Consider the following 20,852-nt stretch of genomic DNA (forward strand, 5'->3'; position numbering starts at 1 on the left):
TGCGTGATCCTTTCTCGGGGCCTTCGGCCCGCCGTCAAGTCTAGCGGTCGGTCACGCCCGGACCTGGCCGGACCCGCGGACGATCCACTTGGTGCTGGTGAGCTCCGGGAGTCCCATCGGCCCGCGCGCGTGCAGCTTCTGCGTCGAGATGCCGACCTCGGCGCCGAACCCGAACTCTCCGCCGTCGGTGAAGCGCGTCGAAGCGTTCACCATCACGACCGCGGAGTCGACCTCGGCCAGGAAGCGCTCGGCGTTCTGCAGGTCGTTCGTGATGATCGACTCCGTGTGCTGGGTGGAGTACCGGCGGATGTGCTCGATCGCCTCGTCGAGGTCGTCGACCACCTTCACGGAGATGTCGAGGCTCATGTGCTCGGTGGCGTAGTCCTCGTCCGTCACCGGCACCGCATCCGGCGCGAAGGGCAGAGCGCGGTCATCGGCGTGAATGGTGACGCCCTCGGCGCGCAGCGCCGAGAGCACGGGGGGCAGCAGCCGCTCGGCGGCGGCGCGGTGCACGAGCAGCGTCTCGACGGCGTTGCACACGCTCGGCCGCTGGACCTTGGCGTTCCGGACGATGTCGACGGCCCAGTCCTCACGGGCCGACTCGTCGAGCACCACGTGAACGACACCCGCGCCGGTCTCGATCACCGGCACCGTCGACTGGGTCACCACGGCCTGGATCAGGTCGGCGCTCCCCCGCGGGATGAGCACGTCCACGAAGCCGCGCGCCGTCATCAGCTCGGCGGCGCCCTCGCGGCCGAAGTCGTCGATCGTCTGCACGGCATCCGACGGAAGGCCGGCGCTCGCCAGCGCCTGCTGGATGACGTGCACGAGCACGCGGTTGGTCTCGATGGCCGCGCTGCCGCCGCGCAGCACCGCGGCGTTGCCGCTCTTGATCGCGAGCGCGGCGATGTCGATCGTGACGTTGGGGCGGGCCTCGTAGATCGCGCCGACGACGCCGAAGGGGACGCGCACCTGCGTGATCTTCACACCGTTCGGCAGCGAGCTGCCGCGCACGGCCTGCCCGACCGGGTCGGTCAGGCCGACGATCTCGAGGACGGCGTCGGCGAGACCCTGCAGGCGCGCCGGGCTCAGCGTCAGGCGGTCGAGCAGGCCGGTGGAGAGGCCGTTCTCACGGCCGTTGGCCAGGTCGAGCTCGTTGGCGGAGAGGATGTCGGCCGACGCGGCGAGCACACCGTCGGCGATGGCGCGCAGCGCGCGGTTCTTACGATCCGTATCGGCGATCGCGAGGTCGCGCGACGCGGTCTTGGCGGCGGCGAGCCGTTCGTGCAGGGAGAGCGCGGCCGTGGGCAGCGCACCGGTCAACGAGGACATGCGTCGATTCTAGGACGCCGCGGCATCGGAGGTGACGGCTGCGGTCGAACCGGTGGAGAGCCCGGACCTGGGGACGGAAGCGTCGGCTGCGTGCGTGTCGGGCGCGGGCGCGAACCACGTGCCGACCTGCTCGCCGCGCAACGCCTGCGATACCAGCGACGTGGCGGTGAGCACCACGGCGGTGCCGCGCTCGGCGGCCTGGCGGGCGGCCGAGACCTTCGTGACCGCTCCCCCGCTGCCCACACCGGAGAGACCGGTCGACCCGATCTCGACGCCCTCCAGCTCGTCGTCCCAGCCGACGACCTCGATGCGCTCCGCACCGGGCTCGTGCGGCGGACGCGTGTAGAGCGCATCCACGTCGGACAGCAACACCAGGAGGTCGGCGTCGACGAGCAGCGCGACCAGCGCAGCCAGACGGTCGTTGTCGCCGAACCGGATCTCGTGCGTCGCGACGGTGTCGTTCTCGTTCACGATGGGCAGGATGCGGAGGTCGAGCAGCCGCTCCATCGCACGCTTGGCGTTGCTGCGGTGGGTCGGGTTCTCCATATCGCCCGCGGTCAGGAGCACCTGCCCCGCGACGATGTCGTAGCGATCGAAGCTGTCCTGGTAGCGGTAGATGAGCACGGTCTGACCGACCGCAGCCGCCGCCTGCTGCGTCGCGAGGTCGGTGGGGCGCTCCGAGAGCGACAGGAAAGGCGCGCCGGTCGCGATGGCGCCGGACGAGACGAGGATGACCTGCGTTCCGCGGCCGTGGGCCTCGGCGAGGGCGTCGACCAGCGGCACGATCTGCCCCGCGTTCTCGCCGCTGATGGACGACGAGCCCACCTTGACGACGATGCGTCGGGCGGAGGGGATCTGGCTGCGGTCGTCGATGGTCATTCCTCTGCGGTCTCCTCGTCTCCACGGCTGCCCTCAGCCGCGCTGCGCACCACGTTGTCGTCGTAGCTGTCGTCCTGCCACAGCCCGGCTTCGCGCTCACGCAGGAGTTCTTCGCGGGCCTCGGCCTTCGCATCCATCCGCTCGAAGTAGTCGTCGCGGCGCTGAGCGCGGGTCGGACGCGCGTTGGTGTCCAGACGCACATCGCTTCCGCGGGGCGAGGTGATGAGCTCCGCGGTGGAGGTGAGCGTGGGCTCCCAGTCGAACACCACGCCGTTGTCGCGGCCGATGACGACGGTGGAGCCGGCGATGGCGCCCGCGCGGACCAGCTGGTCCTCGACGCCGAGCTTCGCGAGGCGGTCGGCCAGGAAGCCGACGGCCTCGTCGTTGGCGAAGTCGGTTTGGGCGACCCAGCGCTCCGGCTTCGCGCCCAGGATGCGGTACACCGGGCCGTCCGTGCCGCCCTCGACCTTGACGACGAATCCGGAGTCGTCGACGGCCTTCGGGCGGATGACGATGCGGGGTCGTGCCTGCTCGAGTGCGGCCTGCTCGGCGCGCGCCTGCTCCACGATCTCGGCCAGGGCGAACGACAGCGGGCGGAGGCCTTCATGGCTGACCGTCGAGATCTCGAAGACGCGGTAGCCGCGCTGCTCGAGCTCCGGGCGGACGAAGTCGGCCAGTTCGCGGGCGTCCGGGACGTCGATCTTGTTCAGAGCGATCAGCTGCGGCCGCTCCAGGAGCGGCGTCTGCCCCTCGGGGACCGGGTAGGCGGCCAGCTCGCCGAGGATGACGTCCAGGTCGCTCAGCGGGTCGCGACCGGGCTCCAGCGTCGCGCAGTCGAGCACGTGCAGGAGCGCCGAGCAGCGCTCGACGTGACGGAGGAACTCCAGGCCCAGCCCGCGTCCCTCGCTCGCGCCCTCGATGAGACCGGGGACGTCGGCGACGGTGTAGCGGACGTCGCCCGCCTGCACGACGCCGAGGTTCGGGTGGAGCGTGGTGAAGGGGTAATCGGCGATCTTCGGCTTCGCGGCCGACATTGCGGCGATGAGGCTCGACTTGCCCGCCGAGGGGTATCCGACCAGGGCGATGTCGGCGACCGTCTTCAGCTCGAGCTGGACGTCGCCCTCCCACCCGGGGGTGCCCAGCAGCGCGAAGCCCGGCGCCTTGCGCTTCGGGTTCGCCAGCGCGGCATTGCCGAGGCCGCCGACGCCGCCGGGAGCGACGACGTAGCGCATCCCGGGCTCCGACAGATCGACGAGCTCGTCGCCGTCGGCGCTCTTGACGACCGTGCCGACCGGGACGGGCAGTTCGAGGGTCTCGCCGGTGTGGCCGCTACGGTGGTCGCCCATGCCGAAGCCGCCGTTGTCGCTCGAACGGTGCGGGTGGCGGTGGTAGCCGAGCAGCGTGGTGACCTGCGGGTCGGCGACGAGGACGATGTCGCCGCCGTTGCCGCCGTTCCCTCCGTCGGGACCGGCCAGCGGCTTGAACTTCTCGCGCCGGACCGAGACGCACCCGTTGCCGCCGTTGCCGGCGCGCAAGTGCAACGTCACGCGATCAACGAACGTCGCCATGGTGCTCTCCTACTGCTTGTGGTGCTGAAACGGCGGATGGGCGGGCCGAAGCCCGCCCATCCGGAAGAGTGGTGCTCGTGGTCGAGGCTCAGGCCTCGGCCGCCACGATGTTGACGACCTTGCGGCCGCCCTTGGTGCCGAACTCGACCGCGCCGGCGGCGAGGGCGAACAGCGTGTCGTCACCGCCACGACCGACGTTCACGCCGGGGTGGAAGTGGGTGCCGCGCTGGCGGACCAGGATCTCGCCCGCGTTGACGGTCTGGCCGCCGAAGCGCTTCACGCCGAGGCGCTGCGCGTTGGAGTCGCGGCCGTTGCGAGTGGAGCTCGCTCCCTTTTTGTGTGCCATGGTGTCTTCTCCTCGAGAGCCGTCGGCTACTTGATGCCGGTGATCTTGACGCGCGTGAGCTCCTGACGGTGGCCCTGGCGCTTCTTGTAGCCGGTCTTGTTCTTGAACTTCTGGATGACGATCTTCGGGCCGCGGAGGTCGCCGAGGACCTCGGCGGTCACGGTGACCTTCGCGAGGGACTTGGCGTCGGAGGTGATCTTGTCACCGTCGACCAGCAGCACCGGCGCGAGCTCGATCTTGCCGTCCTTGTCGGCCTTGACGCGGTCCATCGTCACGATGGTGCCGACCTCGACCTTCTCCTGCCGGCCACCGGCGCGCACAACTGCGTAAACCACTTTCACGTACCTTTTCGTCGGGGAACAGTTCCCGGCGCTGCCGCGGACCTGGTCCTGCTTCTTCAACTGTTTGGAAGTCACTGGCGAGTCCCGCCGGTAGCGACATGCTCCCGGCTGCTCTCAGAAAACCATGATGGCTGCGCGGGTCACACCCGGCACACACCAACGGTCAACTTTACCCGACGCCCGACAGGCCGTCAATTCAGCGGCCGTCGTCACGGTGGCGACACCGTTCCGGCTTCGGGACCGTCCGGCTCAGACTTCGGAACCGGTTCCTAGAATCATTCTATGACGGTCCTGATCGATCCCCCGGCATGGCCGGCCCACGGCATGTTGTGGTCGCATCTGGTCAGCGACGCGTCGCTCGATGAGCTGCACGCCTTCGCCGAGGCGAACGACATCCAGCGCCGCGCCTTCGACATCGACCATTACGACGTGCCCGACCGGCGCTACGACGAGCTCGTGGCGGCCGGAGCGCATCCCGTCTCCGGCAAGGAGCTCGTGTCGCGGCTCATCGCCAGCGGGTTGCGGGTGCGGGCGCGCGACCGGGTCCGCCGCCGACACTGACGGCGTCCCGGTCGCTCCAGCCCGGTGGTGGAGGCTACTCGCCCTTCGGCGCCAGCTCACCGCCGGCGATGACCGCCGTGCTCGCACGTCGGCTCCGGTTGCGGCCCTGACCCGGCTCCTTCGGCGCGGGCAGCGCCTCGAGGACGGAGTCGAGCAGGAGCTCGGCCTCCTCCGGCGACGGGCGCGTCGCGGGCGGGCGCACCTCCGCCGGCTCCGGAAGATCGAGGAGGGGGAGGATCGGCTCGGCCGACGGCTCCGAAGCCCCAGCCTCGGGCGCAGCCTCCGCCGAGACCTCGGTCGGCTGCTCCGACGCGGGCTCGCTGACCGTGTCCTCGGACGGCGTGGTCTCGGCCTGCTGCCGGTCGGCACCGCCCTTGCCCTTGCGGCGGCGCTTCTTCGTGGCGGTGACCTCGGTCAGCGTCACCTCGGTCACGCTGATCTGCTCGACGTCGGCCGACGCGGCGCTCTCCTGCGCCTTCGCCTCCTCGTCGTGGTGGATGGTCGACGCGGCGATCTTGGCCAGCGCGTTCTTGGCGTCGTCGGTGATGGCGTGCGTGCCGTTGTGGCCGCCTGCGCCGTTTCCGCCGTTTCCGTTGCCGTTCCCGTTCGAGCCGCCGTTGCTGCCGCCGCCGGTGCTCCCACCGCGGCCGCGGCGACGCTCGTTCTGCGGCTGCTGCGGCTGGCGGTGCTTGACGACCGGGTCGTGATGGACGATGACACCGCGGCCGGCGCAGACCTCGCACGCCTCGCTGAAGGTCTCCAGCAGGCCGAGGCCGAGCTTCTTGCGGGTCATCTGCACGAGACCGAGCGAGGTGACCTCGGCGACCTGGTGCTTCGTCCGGTCGCGGCTCAGGCACTCCACCAGACGGCGGAGCACCAGGTCGCGGTTCGACTCCAGCACCATGTCGATGAAGTCGACGACGATGATGCCGCCGATGTCGCGCAGCCGGAGCTGACGGACGATCTCCTCGGCCGCCTCCAGGTTGTTCTTGGTGACGGTCTCTTCGAGGTTGCCGCCCGAGCCGACGAACTTGCCGGTGTTCACGTCGACGACCGTCATGGCCTCGGTGCGGTCGATGACGAGCGAACCGCCCGACGGCAGCCACACCTTGCGCTCCAGCGCCTTCTCGATCTGCTCCGTGATGCGGAACTCGTCGAACGCGTCGCGCTCTCCCGTGTACGGCTCGACGCGGTCGAGCAGGTCGGGGGCGACCTGGCGGAGGTAGTTCTCGATCGTCTGGCGCGCGTCGTCGCCGGCGATGACGAGCTTCTGGAAGTCCTCGTTGAAGACGTCGCGGATGATCTTGATCAGGAGGTCCGGCTCGCTGTGCAGCAGAGCAGGAGCCTGCTGGGTCTCGACACGCGTGCTGATGTCGGCCCACTGCGAGGTCAGGCGGGTGACGTCGAGCGTCAGCTGCTCCTCGGTCGCACCCTCGGCGGCGGTGCGCACGATCACGCCCGCGTTCTCGGGCAGCACCTCCTTGAGGATCTTCTTGAGGCGCGAGCGCTCGGTGTCCGGGAGCTTGCGGCTGATGCCGTTCATGGATCCGCCGGGCACGTACACGAGGTAGCGGCCCGGGAGCGAGATCTGGCTGGTGAGGCGGGCGCCCTTGTGGCCGACCGGGTCCTTGGTGACCTGGACGAGCACACGGTCGCCGGGCTTCAGCGCCAGCTCGATGCGGCGCGGCTGGTTGCCGGTCTCGACCGCATCCCAGTCCACCTCGCCCGAGTACAGGACGGCGTTGCGGCCACGGCCGATGTCGACGAACGCGGCCTCCATGCTGGGGAGCACGTTCTGCACGCGGCCGAGGTAGACGTTGCCGATGAGCGACGCCTCCTGCGAGCGGGCGACGTAGTGCTCGACGAGCACCTTGTCCTCAAGAACGCCGATCTGGATGCGGCCACCCTTCGAGCGGACGACCATCTGCCGGTCGACCGACTCGCGGCGGGCCAGGAACTCGGCCTCGGTGATGACCGGGCGGCGACGGCCGGCGTCGCGACCGTCGCGGCGGCGCTGCTTCTTCGCCTCGAGACGCGTGGAGCCCTTGACCTTCTGCGGCTCGGTGATGAGCTCGGGCTCGCGCGGCGTGCGCACCTTGACGACGGTGTTGGCCGGGTCGTTGGCGTTGTCGCGCGACTCGCCCGCGCGGCGGCGGGACCGACGGCGGACACCGCCGGCCGGCTCCTCGTCGCCCTCGGGGAGGGGCGGGAGCGGCAGGACGTCCGGCGCCTGGAAGAGCAGGGTCGTCGGGGGCAGGCCGGGCGCGGCGGCGCCGACGACCGGCGCCTCCGCCTCGCCGTGCTTGTCCGGGAGCGCCGGGGGCTCGAGGCCGGCAGCGGGCTGCACGCCGTCGGCGGCGAGGGCGGGCTGTGCCGCGGCCTCACCGGCGGCGGGCGCCGTCTCCTCGACGGTGGCAGCCTGTGGCGCTTCGGGCTCGGCGACCGTCTGATCGCCGGTGGGCTCGCCGTCGGCCTGCTCGGCCGCTATCTGTCCGGAGGAAGGCGGGAACGCGTCGGCCTGTGCGGCCTGGAAGGGCTTCTTCACGACGCGTCGTGCGCCGAAGAGCCCTTTGCGCTTCCGTCCTCCCGTCTCCGTCTCGTTGTTGTCCGTGTTGTCGATATTTTCGTTATCCACCATCGCTGGTGCACTCCTCGACCGGTGGCGGTTGCCCGCTCACCGGGTCTCTCCGTCGGGAGGCGGCGCGAGCGGCGCCTCCCTCAATCCTGTTCGGATACCGCCGGGCTCGTGGCGCGGCCTGCATCCGGCTCATGTTCTCCACCGGCCATCACGGCCGGCATTTTTCACGGACGCTCTGGGCGCCCTCAAGCCTTCTGTCGGTGCTCCCGGCCTCGGCCGGGACGACTGCTGCAACGATTATCGCACGGGCGCGGGCCCACCCGAGTCTCCTCCCAGGACGACACGCAGACGTCATGCCATAATCCGAGGGTGCCAGACAGCCCCGCCGAGGTTTCCTACCGCCGCCCGACCGCTCTCGCCGTCTTCCTGATCATCGCCGGACTCATCGGAGTCTGGGCGGCGTTCATGCTCACCGTGGACAAGTTCCACCTCCTGGAAGATCCGAACGCGCAGCTCTCCTGCAACTTCTCCGTTCTCGTCGGGTGCGCCAAGAACCTCAACTCCTGGCAGGGATCGCTGCTCGGCTTCCCGAACCCGATCCTCGGTCTCGGCGGCTGGACGGCCACGATCGCCGTCGGCGCCGGCCTGCTGGCGAATCGTGCACGATTCGCCCGCTGGTACTGGATCGCGTTCAACGTGGGCGTGCTGCTCGCGCTGGTGCTCGTGATCTTCCTGATCACCCAGTCCATCACCGTGCTCAACGTGCTGTGCCCGTGGTGCATGGTGACCTGGCTCGTGACCATCCCCACCTTCTGGGCGGTGACCCTCTACAACCTCAAGGAGGGCAACATCCCCGTGCCGGAGCGCGCCCGCCGCGTATTCCGCACCCTGTACGGCTGGGTGCCGCTGATCACCATCGTCTGCTACGCGATCGTCGCGATCCTGGCTCAGATCCAGCTCGACTGGATCCACCGCGCCTTCGTCTGATCGGGTCGCCTGATCGGTCCGCTTGGCCGGACCGCCGGACCGCCTACTCTCCGACCGGAGGCGGCGCGTTACATTCCTCTTCTGCGCCGTGGGAAGCAGCGCGAGAAACGGAGGCATTCCGGGCACTCCTTCTCGGAAGATCCCTCCGTTCGCAGCGCTTCCCCGGCGTGTCTGACCGATGTGCCTCCCTTTGCGCGCGCAAGACAAGGCGGCGGGAAACGGAGGAGCATCCGACCCGACACACCGCTGGATGTGCGAAAGGGAGGCGCCCGGGGCCGTAGCGGCCGGGGGCGCCTCCCTTTCGTGTAGCTGTCGGCTCAGCCGAACCAGAGACCGAGCTCGCGCTGTGCCGACTCGGGCGAGTCGGAGCCGTGCACGAGGTTCTGCTGCACCTTGAGGCCCCAGTCGCGGGCGAGGTCGCCGCGGATGGTGCCCGGGAGCGCGGTCGTCGGGTCGGTGGCGCCGGCGAGGGAACGGAAGCCCTCGATCACGCGGTTGCCCGCCAGGCGGATGGCCACGATCGGGCCCGACTCCATGAACTCCACCAGCGGCTCGTAGAACGGCTTGCCCTCGTGCTCGGCGTAGTGCTGCGCGAGCAGGTCGCGGTCGGCCTGCAGCATCCGCAGGTCGACGAGCGAGTAGCCCTTCGCCTCGATCCGGCGCAGGATCTCACCGGTCAGCCCGCGGGCCACTCCATCCGGCTTGATGAGGACGAGGGTCTCTTCGACGGCACTGGTCATGGGTTCTCCGTTCCATTGTCGGCCGCGGCAGCCGCGGCCCGGTTGTTTCGGTCGATGCGTGCGGCGGCGATCATGCAGTACGCCCACATGGCGGTGAAGATCGCGCCGACGATGAAGAAGGCGGGGACGAGGAGGCCGGCCGCCACGATGACGACCTGGACGATCCAGCCGAGGACGACGCCGACGGTGTTCCGTAGCAGCCCGATCGCGACGATCATCAGCACGATGAGCGCCGCTCCCCCGCCCAGTGCGACGCCGGCGGGCAGCGAGCCCAGGCCGAACAGCACGAGCGCGCCGAGGAAGACGACGAGCAGCTCGAAACCGAGGACGATCGAGCCGAGGAGCTCACGGAGCGAGCGCTGACGGCGCGGGCGGCCGGCGCGCTGGTCTCCCGCAGACTGCTCTGGCGCGTCGGATCCGGCGTCGGTCACGTCGCCGCCTTCTTCCACTCCTGCTCCTCGGCGTACGCCATGGCCTGGCCGACCAGCACGATGCTGCCGGCCACGACGACCGCGCGGCGGCCCTCCTCGCCCGCCCAGTCGCGGGCGGACTCGAGCGCGTCGATGGGGTCCGAGTAGACGATGGTCGCCTCGTCGCCCACTTCCTCGCGCACCAGCTCGCCGAGGTCCTCCGCCTCCCGCGCCCGGTCCGAGTCGGGACGCGTGACGAAGAACTGCGTGGCGACCGGCGCGAGCGCTCGGATGACGCCGCGCGCATCCTTGTCGCCCAGGATGCCGACGACGAAGGTGATCTCGTCGAAGTCGAAGTAGCTGCGAAGCGCCTCGGCCAGCACCGCGGCGCCGGCGGGATTGTGCGCGGCGTCGACGAGGATGCTCGGCTCGATGCCGATCAGCTGCAGGCGGCCGGGCGACGTGGCCGTGGCGAACCCCTCCTCGACGAGGGCGGGATTGAGCGGCTGCGTCCCGCGCCCGAGGAACGTCTCCACCGCTGCCACGGCGACGGCTGCGTTCTGCGCCTGGTGGTCGCCGTACAGCGGGAGGAAGACGTCCTCGTAGGTCGCCGCGCGTCCACGCACCGTCACCAGCTGTCCGCCGACGGCGACCCGGGTCGATGCGACATCGAAGTCGCCCGGCTGCTCGGCGAAGGTCGACTCGGTGAGCAGCGCGGCATCCCGCAGCACCCGGTCGGCCTCGGGAGTCTGCGCCGACGACACGACGTCGGCCGACGGCTTCACGATGCCGGACTTGGTGCGCGCGATCTCCTCGACGGTGTCGCCGAGCGCCTTGGTGTGGTCGAGGGCGATCGGGGTGAATACGGCCACCTGGCCGTCCCCGACGTTGGTGGAGTCCCACTCGCCGCCCATGCCGACCTCGATCACCGCGACGTCGACAGGCGCGTCGGCGAACGCGGCGAAGGCCAGGGCCGTCAACGCCTCGAAAAACGTCAGCGGTGCCTTGCCCGCCTCCGTCAGCTCCGCATCCACGATCTCCAGGTACGGGCTGATGTCCTCCCAGTTGCGCACGAGCGCCTCGTCCTCGATCGGCTCGCCGTCGATCACGATGCGCTCGTTGAAGCGCACCAGGTGGGGGCTCGTGAGCAGTCCGGTGCGGAGCCCGTAGGCGCGCAGCAGGCTCTCGGCGATGCGGCTGGTGGACGTCTTCCCGTTGGTGCCGGTGACGTGGATGATCGGGTACGCGCGCTGCGGGTCGCCCAGCAGCTCCACCGCACGGCGGGTGGCGTCGAGCCGCCGTTCTGGCGCTCCCTCGCCGACCCGGGCGAGCAGCGCCTGGTAGACGGCCTCTGCGCGGTCGCGGTAGTCGTCCTCGTCGGTCACGACTCCTCCTCGTTCAGCTTGGTGACGCCGACGGTGAACGCCCCGGCGTTGGCGAACTGCCCGGCGCCGAACTGCTGCTCGTACGCGGGCTGCTCCGGTGTCGATGCTCCCGCGGCAGACACCTGCACCGCCAGAGCCAGCGTCTCGGTCGCGATGTCGACGTCTCCCGCGAGGTCGAGCGCACGCGCGTCGTCCTCGTGCTCGAACGTCAGGGCGAGCCGGATGCGGTCGCTGACGTCGAGTCCGGCCGCCTTCCGGGTGTCCTGCACGGCACGGATGATGTCGCGCGCCAGCCCCTCCGCCTCGAGCTCCGGGGTCGTCGCGGTGTCGAGCAGGACGAACCCGCCGCCGGCGAGCAGCGCCAGGGCCGAGGTCCCGTCGCCGTCCGACGCGGTCTCGAGCACCAGGTCGTACTCCCCCTCGACCAGTTCGACGCCACCGACGGTGACGACACCGTCGGTCTCCGACCAGTCGCCGGCCCGGGCGGCCTGGATGACCTGCTGCACCTGCTTGCCGAGTCGCGGACCGGCCGCGCGGGCGTTCACGGTCAGCTTGCTCGTGATGCCGTAGTGCGCGGCGCTGTCGTCCTGCAGCTCGACCAGCTCGACCGCTTTCACGTTGAGCTCGTCGCGCAGGATGCCCTCGAACCGGGCCAGCGCGGCGGCGTCATGCGCCACGACGGTGAGCGAGGCGAGCGGCAGCCGGACGCGCTTGCCGGCCTGCTTTCGCAGCGACAGCGCCGTGGAGCTGATGGCACGGATGCGGTCCATCGCATCCACCAGGGCGTCGTCCGCCGGGAACTCGGCGGCCTCCGGCCAGTCGGCGAGGTGGACGCTGCGGCCGCCGGTGAGGTCCTTCCAGATGCGCTCGCTGACGAGCGGCAGGAGGGGCGCGGCGACGCGGGTCACGGTCTCGAGCACGGTGTAAAGCGTGTCGAAAGCCTCGGTACCGCTCCCGTCCTCGCTGACGCCCTCCCAGAACCGGTCGCGTGAGCGGCGCACGTACCAGTTGGTGAGCACGTCGGCGAAGTCGCGCAGCTTGGCGGCGGCGAGGGTCGAGTCCAGGGCCTCCAGGTCGGCGGTCACGGCCTCCACCAGGTCGCGCGTCTTGGCGAGCAGGTAGCGGTCGAGCACGTCGGTGGACGTGGTGGAGCGCTTCGCCTCGTACCCGGTCGCGTTGGCGTACAGCGAGAAGAAGTACCAGGTGTTCCACAGCGGCAGCAGCACCTGGCGGACGCCCTCGCGGATGCCCTCCTCGGTGACCACCAGGTTGCCTCCGCGCAGCACGGGGCTCGACATCAGGAACCAGCGCATCGCGTCGGAGCCGTCGCGGTCGAAGACCTCGTTGACGTCCGGGTAGTTGCGGAGCGACTTCGACATCTTCTGTCCGTCGCTGCCGAGCACAATGCCGTGGCTGATGACGTTCTTGAAGGCCGGGCGGTCGAACAGTGCCGTCGCGAGCGTGTGCAGCAGGTAGAACCAGCCGCGCGTCTGCCCGATGTACTCGACGATGAAGTCGGCCGGGTTGTGGCTGTCGAACCAGTCGCGGTTCTCGAACGGGTAGTGCACCTGCGCGAACGGCATCGACCCGGAGTCGAACCACACGTCCAGCACGTCCGGGATGCGGCGCATCGTGGATCGGCCGGTCGGGTCGTCCGGGTTCGGGCGCGTGAGCTCGTCGATGAACGGGCGGTGCAGATCCGGCTCGCCCGCAGCGTTCAGGGGAAGGCGGCCGAAGTCGCGCTCCAGCTCCTCGAGCGACCCGTAGACGTCGACCCGGGGGTAGGCGGGGTCGTCGCTCTTCCAGACCGGGATGGGCGATCCGAAGTAGCGGTTGCGCGACACCGACCAGTCGCGGGCGCCGGCGAGCCACTTGCCGAACTGGCCGTCCTTGACGTTCTCGGGCACCCAGGTGATCTGCTGGTTGAGCTCGCCCATCCGGTCGCGGAAGTCGGTGACGCGGACGAACCAGCTCGACACCGCCTTGTAGATGAGCGGGTTGCGGCAGCGCCAGCAGTGCGGGTACGAGTGCTCGTAGCTCGCCTGGCGCAGCAGCCGGCCCCGCTCCTTGAGCAGGCGGGTCAGTGGCTTGTTCGCGTCGAACACCTGCAGACCGACGACGTCGGGCACGTCCGGGAGGAAGCGTCCACCGTCGTCCACCGAGATGATGACCGGGATGCCGGCCTTCTCGGTCACACGCTGGTCGTCCTCGCCGTAGGCGGGCGCCTGGTGCACGATGCCGGTGCCGTCCTCGACCGTGACATAGTCGTCGACGAGGATGCGCCACGCGTTCTGCGTGCCCCACTTCTCGGTGTCGGCGTAGTAGTCCCAGAGCCGGTCGTACTCGACGTCGGCGAGCTCGGAACCGCGCAGCGTCCCGGTGATCGCCGCCACCGCGTCGGCAGGCGACTCGTAGCCGAGGTCCTTGGCGTAGTTGCCGACGAGGTCCTTCGCCAGCAGGTAGCGGCCGCTCAGGACTTCCTGGTCCGGTCCGCCGTTGGAGTCGGCGGCGCCGTTCGGGCCGGAGGGCAGCACGGCGTACTCGATGTCGGGGCCGACCGCGAGCGCGAAGTTGGTGGGCAGCGTCCACGGGGTCGTCGTCCAGGCGAGGGCGCGCACGCCGGTGAGTCCGAGCACCTCGGCCTTCTCGCCGACCAGCGGGAAAGTGACCGTCACGGTCTGGTCCTGACGCATCTTGTAGACGTCGTCGTCCATCCGCAGCTCATGGTTCGACAGCGGGGTCTGGTCGCGCCAGCAATACGGCAGCACGCGGTAGCCCTCGTAGGCGAGGCCCTTCTCGTGGAGCTGCTTGAACGCCCAGATCACCGACTCCATGTACGTGGTGTCGAGTGTCTTGTAGTCGTTGTCGAAGTCGACCCAGCGCGCTTGGCGGGTGACGTACTCGCGCCATTCGCGGGTGTACCGCAGCACCGAGTCCTTCGCCGCCTGATTGAACGCGGCGAGACCCATCTCCTCGATCTGGCTCTTGTCGGTGATGCCCAGCTGCCGCTCGGCCTCCAGCTCCGCGGGCAGACCGTGGGTGTCCCAGCCGAACCGGCGCTCCACCTTCTTGCCGCGCATCGTCTGGAAGCGCGGGAAGACGTCCTTCGCGTACCCGGTGAGCAGGTGGCCGTAGTGCGGGAGGCCGTTGGCGAACGGCGGGCCGTCGTAGAAGACCCACTCCTCGGCGTCGGCGCGGTTGTCGATGGAGGCGCGGAAGGTCCCGTCCTTGTCCCAGAACTTCAGGACGTCGGTCTCGATCTCCGGGAAGACGGGACTCGGCGTGACGTCGGGGCGCTGCTCGCCGTCGTGCGGCGAGTCCGGCGCGGACTTGGGGTACGGCATCTCACTCCTGGCAGGTTCTCGTGCTGGACGAGGACGCCGGACGCTCGCACGCCCGTCGCGGTACCACCCCGCTTGCCCCACCCGCCGCCGGTGGCGGAAAGGGCCTCTCATTCTTCGGCTGTGACGGGCCGGCCCCGTTCGGTTCTACTGAGCGCCGCTCGCGCGTCCGCCGTTCTTCCGAAGACTCCCCGGCGATACCCGGATCCATGCCTGTGCCCTCCATCTTATCCGCTCCACGCCCCTCCGCGTCCGGCTTTCCGTGAAGTGCACCTTGTTGCGGTCGACACGCCGTCCGAGACCGCAACTACGTGCACTTCGCGACGACGTGCGTCGCGCGGGGCCGAGCAACCTCAGAGGGCGGAAGCGTAGCCGCGGCAGACCGGCGCGACGGCCGTCCGGACGAGCGGGGTGAGGGCGCCGCGGCGGACGCCTGCGCGCGCCCACGCGGTCGCGGCCGAGACGGCGGCTCCGACGACCGCGGTGGCGGCGGCACGCGGGAGCAGAGCGTCGCCGCCGAGCGCCGCGCGCGAAGCGATGAACGCCTGGAGGCTGCGGACGAGCGCGAGGAACCGCGGGAGCGCGGAGGCCTGCAGTTCCGCATCGGTTCCCATCAGTTCCACTTGGGTCACCGCGAGCGGCAGCCGCCCGGGGCCGAAACTGTCGGCGAGGCGCGTGACCGCGTCGAGCACCGCATCCATCGGCGCCAGCTCGGACGGGACGGACGCGAGCGTCGTGTCGAATGCGGCGAGCGCCTCATCCACCTCCAGCCACAACAGGTCGCTCTTGGAGCCGAAGTAGTTGAAGAAGGTGGCCCGGCTGACGCCGGCGCGGCGCGCGATGTCGTCGACCGTGGTACCGGCGTACGTCTGCTCGAGGAAGAGCTCGGCGGCCGCCTCGGCCAGCATTTCGCGGGACGAGGAGCGCGGCCGACCGGAGCCGGACGAGCGCGGGGAATGCGGCAGCGCCATCGTGCGTTCCCCTCTCGTGCCATTATTGGACCCGGTCCACATATTAATCCGTTCTGAAGGACACCCGTGACAACCACCACCAGCCCCGTCCGCAGCGAGACCGACCGCCCGGGCATCACCCCCGGCACCGCACGCCGCGTCACCATCGCCTCGTTCGTCGGCACGGCGCTCGAGTCGTACGACTTCTACCTCTACGCGTACTTCGCGGCCTTCTTCGTCGGCCCCCTCTTCTTCGCGCCGCTCGGTGCCTTCGGTGGAGCGCTGGCCGGGTTCCTCGCCATCGCCGCCGGCTTCGTCATCCGCCCGATCGGCGCTGTCGTGTTCGGCAACCTGGGCGACCGGATCGGTCGCCGCCCGACCCTGCTCATCACCATCCTCATCATGGGATTGAGCACCGGCCTCGTCGGACTGCTCCCGACCTACGCGGCGGCCGGATGGTTCGGGGCGATCGCGATCGTGCTGCTGCGTCTGCTGCAGGGCTTCTCGGTCGGCGGCGAGTGGGGCGGCTCCATCCTGCTGGCCACCGAGTACGCCAACCCGAAGCGGCGCGGCTTCTACGCGGCACTCCCCCAGCTGGGCTCGCCGGTCGGCTCCATCCTGAGCGCGGTGGTGTTCATCGTCCTCACCCTCACCATGTCGACCGCGGACATCGCGGCCTGGGGATGGCGCATCCCCTTCCTGACGGCGTTCCCGCTGCTGCTCGTCTCGCTCTACCTGCGGTGGTCGATCGACGAGACGCCGGTGTTCCGCAAGCTGCTCGAGACGGGAACGCGCGACCGCTTCCCGGTGATCGACGTGTTCCGCAAGGCGCCTTCGGGCTTCTTCATCGGGATCGGCGCCGCCGTCCTCGGTATCGGCTCCTACTCGCTGATGAACACCTACATGGTCGACTACGGCACGTCGGTGCTGGGCTTCAAGTACCAGGATCTGCTGGTCGCCACGACCATCGGCGGTCTGCTGCAGCTGGTCACCATCCCGCTGTTCGGCCTCTGGGCGACGCGGATCGGTTCGGCGAAGGTCGTCGCCATCGGTGCGGTCGGAACCCTGATCGTCGCCTTCCCGATGTACTTCCTGCTGCAGTCCGCGTCGTTCGCGATCCTCGTGGGCAGCATGATCATCGGCGGCATCCTGCCCACCCTGTCGTGGGCGGGGCTCGGCGGGCTGATGTCGGACCTCTTCCCGAGCGAGGTGCGCTACAGCGGGCTCTCGGTCGCTTACAGCCTCGCGGCGCTGCTCACGTCGTTCGTCCCGGCGCTCACGCTCATCTTCGGCAAGGCCACCGGCAACGCCTGGTGGCACCCGGGCATCGTGCTCGCGGTCATGTCGGCGATCACCCTGGTCGCGGCCCTGCTCGCCGCGCGCCGGAAGCCGATCATCGACGAGGTCTGACGCGAGGTCTTGCACCCGGCCGGACACCCGGCCGGGTGCCGTGCTGACGCGTTCGTACCCGAGGTTCGGTACTCTGGAGGGGATCCCACACTCAGGCACCCCGTGGACACGGTGCCGCACATATCGACTCGGAGGACCCCTATGAGCGAGAACACGCCCGCCGCTCGCGTACCGGACAAGCCCGCACTGGAGGGTCTCGAGTCGAAGTGGGGTGACCGCTGGCAGCAGGATGGCACCTTCCTGTTCGACCGTGACGCCGCCCTCGCCGCCGGCCGCGAAAGCGTGTACTCGATCGACACCCCGCCGCCGACGGCCTCCGGGTCGCTGCACATCGGCCACGTCTTCAGCTACACGCACACCGACGTGATCGCACGCTTCCACCGCATGCGCGGCAAGAAGGTGTTCTACCCGATGGGATGGGACGACAACGGCCTGCCCACCGAGCGCCGGGTGCAGAACTACTACGGCGTGCGCTGCGACCCGTCGCTCCCCTACGAGCCGGACTTCCAGCCGCCGTTCGAGGGCGGCGACAACAAGAGCACGAAGGCCGCCGACCAGAAGCCGATCTCGCGCCGCAACTTCATCGAGCTGTGCGAGCGCCTGACCGAGGAGGACGAGAAGCAGTTCGAGGCGCTCTGGCGCGCCCTCGGCCTCTCCGTCGACTGGTCGCAGACCTACCGCACCATCGGGCGCGACTCGATCCGCACCTCCCAGCTGGCCTTCCTCCGCAACATCGCGCGCGGTGAGGCGTATCAGGCGCAGGCGCCGACCCTGTGGGACATCACCTTCCGCACCGCCGTCGCCCAGGCCGAGCTGGAGGACCGCGAGCAGCCGAGCGCCTACCACCGCGTCGCGTTCCACGGCGCCGACGGCCCGGTCCACATCGAGACCACCCGCCCGGAACTCCTGCCCGCCTGTGTTGCGCTGGTGGCGCATCCCGACGACGAGCGATACAAGCCGCTGTTCGGCACGACCGTCCGCACCCCGCTGTTCGACGTCGAGGTGCCGGTCGTCCCCCACCACCTGGCCCAGCCGGACAAGGGATCGGGCATCGCCATGATCTGCACCTTCGGCGATGTCACCGACGTCACCTGGTGGCGCGAGCTCGACCTCCCGAACCGGGCGATCATCGGCTTCGACGGCCGCATCCTCCCCGAGCCGCCCGCGGCGATCATGTCGGAGGCCGGCAAGGAGGCCTACGCCCAGCTGGCCGGCAAGACCGTGTTCTCGGCGAAGCAGGCGGTCGTGGAGCTGTTGCGCGCCTCCGGCGACCTCGAGGGCGAGCCCAAGCCCATCCAGCACCCGGTGAAGTTCTTCGAGAAGGGCGACAAGCCGCTCGAGATCGTCTCCACCCGCCAGTGGTACGTGAAGAACGGCGCCCGCGACGAGCAGCTGCGCGCCCGCCTCATCGAGCTGGGTCGCGAGATCGACTGGCACCCCGACTTCATGCGCATCCGCTACGAGAACTGGGTCAACGGCCTCACCGGCGACTGGCTGATCTCGCGCCAGCGCTTCTTCGGTGTGCCGATCCCGGTCTGGTACCCGCTCGACGCGGTCGGCAACCCGCTGTTCGACGAGCCGATCCTCCCGACGGAGGAGATGCTGCCGGTGGACCCGTCCTCGGACACCGCGCCCGGCTTCGATGAGACGCAGCGCGGCCAGGCCGGCGGCTTCGTCGGCGAGCACGACGTGATGGACACGTGGATGACGTCCTCCCTCACCCCTCAGCTGGCGGGCGGCTGGATGGGCGACCCGGAGCTGTTCGACGCCGTCTTCCCGTATGACCTGCGGCCCCAGGGGCAGGACATCATCCGCACCTGGCTGTTCTCGACCCTGCTGCGGGCGAAGCTGGAGGCGGACGTGGCTCCGTGGCGCAACGCCGCCCTCTCCGGCTTCATCGTCGACCCCGACCGCAAGAAGATGTCGAAGTCGAAGGGCAACGTGGTGACGCCCGCCGACATCCTCGAGCGGCACGGCTCCGACGCGGTGCGGTACTGGGCCGCCTCCAGCAAGCTCGGCACCGACGCGGCGTTCGATCCGCAGAACCCGACGCAGATCAAGATCGGCCGTCGCCTGGCGATCAAGCTGCTCAACGCGGCGAAGTTCATTCTCGGCTTCGACGCGCCCGAGTCGCTCGACCTCGACCGGGTGACCAGCCCGCTCGACCGCAGCATGCTGCAGAACCTCGCCGGGGTCGTGGCGGATGCGACGGCCGCGCTCGACAACTACGAGCACTCCCGGGCGCTGGAGATCGTCGAGCCGTTCTTCTGGACGTTCTGCGACGACTACCTGGAGCTCGTGAAGGAGCGCGCGTACGGCGAGGCCGGCGCAGAGCAGGCCTCCGCCGTCGTCGCCCTGCGCGTCGCGCTCTCCACGTTCCTCCGGCTGTTCGCCCCCGTGCTGCCGTTCGCGGCCGAGGAGGCGTGGAGCTGGTCCGAGGAGGGCTCGGTGCACGTGGCGCCGTGGCCCGAGGCCCGGGAGGTTGCGCTCGACTGGAGCGCGGACCGCGAGGTCCTCGCCATCGTCGGACGCGCCCTGACGGGCATCCGCGGCGCCAAGACGGCCGCCAAGGCGTCTCAGCGCACGCCGGTCGACTCGGCCGTCATCGCCGGCCCGGCCGACGAGATCGCGGCCGTCGAGTCCGCCGCGGGCGACCTCCGCTCTGTGGGCAGAATCGCCGACCTGCGGTTCGCCTCCGCCGACGAGCTGCAGGTGACCGATATCCTGCTCGCCGCAGCCCCGAGCGAGGAGGAACGATGACGGCGACGGTCCGGCGCGTACGAGACAACGAGTTCTTCACCTGGCTCGACCTGTACGCAGGCTACGGCGACTTCTACGAGCGACCGGTCACCGACGAGAAGGCTCTGCTCGTGTGGAGCTGGATCTCGGACCCGGACAACGTGCTGGAGGCGTACTTCGCCGTCGACGAGGAGGACACGCCGATCGGCCTGGCGCACGTGCGCGAGTTCGTCCGCCCCCTCGACGGCAGCAAGGGTCTGTACCTCGACGACCTGTTCGTGAGCCCCGACGCGCGCGGTGCCGGAGCCGGCTCCGCCCTGCTGGAGGCCCTGCGCGAGAGCGCCAAGGAGCGCGGCCTGTCGGTCGTCCGCTGGATCACGGCGAAGGACAACGAGACCGCTCGGCGCCTCTACGACAGGTTCGCTGAGAAGACCAAGTGGGTCACCTACGATCTCGTCCCCTGAACGTGACCGTTATATGGTCGGAGGACGCACCGGTCTCGCGACCGGGCGCGAAACGCGAACGGAGGAATCCATGTCGATCGAGGTTCGACCGGTCAAGGACGGCGATTTCTTCGCCTGGCTCGATGTGTACGCCAAGTACGCCGAGTTCTACGACAACCAGCTGACGGACCAGAAGGCCCTGGTCCTGTGGTCGTGGCTCACCGCCGACGACCACGAGGAGGACGGCTACGTCGCCGTCGACGGCGACCGCATCGTCGGGCTCGCCCACATGCGCGAGTTCGCCCGCCCGCTCGAAGGGGACCGCGGCCTGTTCCTGGACGACCTGTTCGTCGTCGAGGAGGAGCGCGGCAAGGGGGTCGGCGGCGCACTCATCCAGAAGGCCCGTTCCCTCGCCGAGGAGCGCGGGCTCGGTGTCGTGCAGTGGATCACCGCGCAGGACAACTCGACCGCACAGAAGCTCTACGACCAGGTCGCGAGCCGGACGTCCTGGGTGACGTACGAGATCGACCTGGCGTCCGCCCGCGTCGAGGCGGGACGCGCCTGATGCAGCTCGGGACGCGCTGGGCGGTCGGCGAGCAGCCTCCCGCCTCCCTGCCGGAGGTCGTGGCGTACGCCGTTCAGACCGTCGAGGAGGAGCTCGTCGCCACCGATGTAGAGACGACCGGGTGGAGCTGGACGCTCACCTGGCTGGAGGGCAAGCCGGTCGTCACGCTCGACGACGGTACCGAGATCCGTTACAACGCCCAGGAGGACTCGGCCACGATCACGCAGACGATCGAGGCCGACGCGTCCGACTACGACGAGGCCTGACCCGCCGTCAG

General features: G+C 69.8%; 18 protein-coding genes. 7 read left to right on the forward strand and 11 right to left on the reverse strand.

All coding sequences use genetic code 11. The features are described 5' to 3' along the window. Positions 1 to 51 precede the first annotated feature (51 nt). The 5 genes from ABIC47_RS14960 to rplU form a co-directional block, all read right to left on the reverse strand. On the reverse strand, positions 52 to 1,332 hold the full coding sequence (locus ABIC47_RS14960; protein WP_089875556.1) for a glutamate-5-semialdehyde dehydrogenase: 1,281 nt from the start codon (positions 1,330 to 1,332) through the stop codon (positions 52 to 54). A 9-nt stretch (positions 1,333 to 1,341) separates the two neighbouring features. Then, on the reverse strand, positions 1,342 to 2,211 hold the full coding sequence (gene proB, locus ABIC47_RS14965; protein WP_354481527.1) for a glutamate 5-kinase: 870 nt from the start codon (positions 2,209 to 2,211) through the stop codon (positions 1,342 to 1,344). Beyond that, a complete protein-coding gene (gene obgE / locus ABIC47_RS14970; RefSeq protein WP_354481530.1) occupies positions 2,208 to 3,779 on the reverse strand; it encodes a GTPase ObgE in 1,572 nt (523 codons plus the stop codon). The genes proB and obgE overlap by 4 nt, the downstream gene beginning before the upstream one ends. 88 nt (positions 3,780 to 3,867) lie before the next feature. After that, positions 3,868 to 4,125: a 50S ribosomal protein L27 gene (rpmA, locus tag ABIC47_RS14975; protein WP_018190815.1), complete on the reverse strand. Its 258-nt coding sequence runs from the start codon at positions 4,123 to 4,125 to the stop codon at positions 3,868 to 3,870. 26 nt (positions 4,126 to 4,151) lie between these two features. Further along, positions 4,152 to 4,460, reverse strand: a complete 309-nt coding sequence (rplU, locus tag ABIC47_RS14980; protein WP_029042780.1) for a 50S ribosomal protein L21 — start codon at positions 4,458 to 4,460, stop codon at positions 4,152 to 4,154. Positions 4,461 to 4,748: 288 nt separating this feature from the next. On the opposite strand from rplU, the gene ABIC47_RS14985 reads away from it, so the two are divergent. After that, complete coding sequence (locus tag ABIC47_RS14985; RefSeq protein WP_018190813.1) at positions 4,749 to 5,027, forward strand: DUF4031 domain-containing protein; 279 nt, start codon at positions 4,749 to 4,751, stop codon at positions 5,025 to 5,027. A gap of 34 nt (positions 5,028 to 5,061) precedes the next feature. Here ABIC47_RS14985 and ABIC47_RS14990 read toward each other — a convergent pair whose 3' ends face one another. Next, positions 5,062 to 7,665, reverse strand: a complete 2,604-nt coding sequence (locus tag ABIC47_RS14990) for an Rne/Rng family ribonuclease (RefSeq protein ID WP_354481533.1) — start codon at positions 7,663 to 7,665, stop codon at positions 5,062 to 5,064. A gap of 309 nt (positions 7,666 to 7,974) precedes the next feature. Between ABIC47_RS14990 and ABIC47_RS14995 the strand changes: the two genes are divergently transcribed. Then, positions 7,975 to 8,592 (forward strand): vitamin K epoxide reductase family protein, encoded by a 618-nt coding sequence (locus ABIC47_RS14995; protein ID WP_089875552.1) that lies wholly within the window; start codon positions 7,975 to 7,977, stop codon positions 8,590 to 8,592. Between the two features lie 317 nt (positions 8,593 to 8,909). Here the strand turns inward: ABIC47_RS14995 and ndk are convergent, their stop codons facing one another. From ndk to ABIC47_RS15020, 5 genes are all read right to left on the reverse strand, one after another. Then, a complete protein-coding gene (ndk, locus tag ABIC47_RS15000) occupies positions 8,910 to 9,332 on the reverse strand; it encodes a nucleoside-diphosphate kinase (RefSeq protein ID WP_018190810.1) in 423 nt (140 codons plus the stop codon). Further along, positions 9,329 to 9,763: a DUF4233 domain-containing protein gene (locus ABIC47_RS15005; RefSeq protein ID WP_354481537.1), complete on the reverse strand. Its 435-nt coding sequence runs from the start codon at positions 9,761 to 9,763 to the stop codon at positions 9,329 to 9,331. Before ABIC47_RS15005 ends, ndk begins: the two co-directional genes overlap by 4 nt. Next, positions 9,760 to 11,127, reverse strand: coding sequence for a bifunctional folylpolyglutamate synthase/dihydrofolate synthase (locus ABIC47_RS15010; protein ID WP_354481540.1), 1,368 nt, complete (start codon positions 11,125 to 11,127; stop codon positions 9,760 to 9,762). The genes ABIC47_RS15005 and ABIC47_RS15010 overlap by 4 nt, the downstream gene beginning before the upstream one ends. Further along, on the reverse strand, positions 11,124 to 14,471 hold the full coding sequence (ileS, locus tag ABIC47_RS15015; protein WP_354481543.1) for an isoleucine--tRNA ligase: 3,348 nt from the start codon (positions 14,469 to 14,471) through the stop codon (positions 11,124 to 11,126). The genes ABIC47_RS15010 and ileS overlap by 4 nt, the downstream gene beginning before the upstream one ends. A gap of 350 nt (positions 14,472 to 14,821) precedes the next feature. Next, positions 14,822 to 15,439, reverse strand: a complete 618-nt coding sequence (locus ABIC47_RS15020) for a TetR/AcrR family transcriptional regulator (protein WP_354481546.1) — start codon at positions 15,437 to 15,439, stop codon at positions 14,822 to 14,824. 66 nt (positions 15,440 to 15,505) lie between these two features. On the opposite strand from ABIC47_RS15020, the gene ABIC47_RS15025 reads away from it, so the two are divergent. From ABIC47_RS15025 to ABIC47_RS15045, 5 genes are all read left to right on the forward strand, one after another. Beyond that, entirely contained in the window at positions 15,506 to 16,828 is a 1,323-nt protein-coding gene (locus tag ABIC47_RS15025; protein WP_018190805.1) for an MFS transporter, read from the forward strand. Positions 16,829 to 16,969: 141 nt separating this feature from the next. Next, positions 16,970 to 19,588 carry a valine--tRNA ligase gene (gene valS / locus ABIC47_RS15030; protein WP_354481550.1) on the forward strand — a complete coding sequence of 873 codons (2,619 nt, stop codon included), beginning with the start codon at positions 16,970 to 16,972 and terminating at the stop codon, positions 19,586 to 19,588. Beyond that, positions 19,585 to 20,031 (forward strand): GNAT family N-acetyltransferase, encoded by a 447-nt coding sequence (locus ABIC47_RS15035; protein WP_354481553.1) that lies wholly within the window; start codon positions 19,585 to 19,587, stop codon positions 20,029 to 20,031. Before valS ends, ABIC47_RS15035 begins: the two co-directional genes overlap by 4 nt. 13 nt (positions 20,032 to 20,044) lie before the next feature. Further along, positions 20,045 to 20,575 (forward strand): GNAT family N-acetyltransferase, encoded by a 531-nt coding sequence (locus ABIC47_RS15040; RefSeq protein ID WP_354481556.1) that lies wholly within the window; start codon positions 20,045 to 20,047, stop codon positions 20,573 to 20,575. Beyond that, on the forward strand, positions 20,575 to 20,841 hold the full coding sequence (locus ABIC47_RS15045) for a hypothetical protein (RefSeq protein WP_018190801.1): 267 nt from the start codon (positions 20,575 to 20,577) through the stop codon (positions 20,839 to 20,841). Before ABIC47_RS15040 ends, ABIC47_RS15045 begins: the two co-directional genes overlap by 1 nt. Positions 20,842 to 20,852 lie beyond the last annotated feature (11 nt).

Source organism: Leifsonia sp. 563, from assembly GCF_040545055.1.
In the GTDB taxonomy this organism is placed as follows: Bacteria; Actinomycetota; Actinomycetes; order Actinomycetales; family Microbacteriaceae; genus Leifsonia.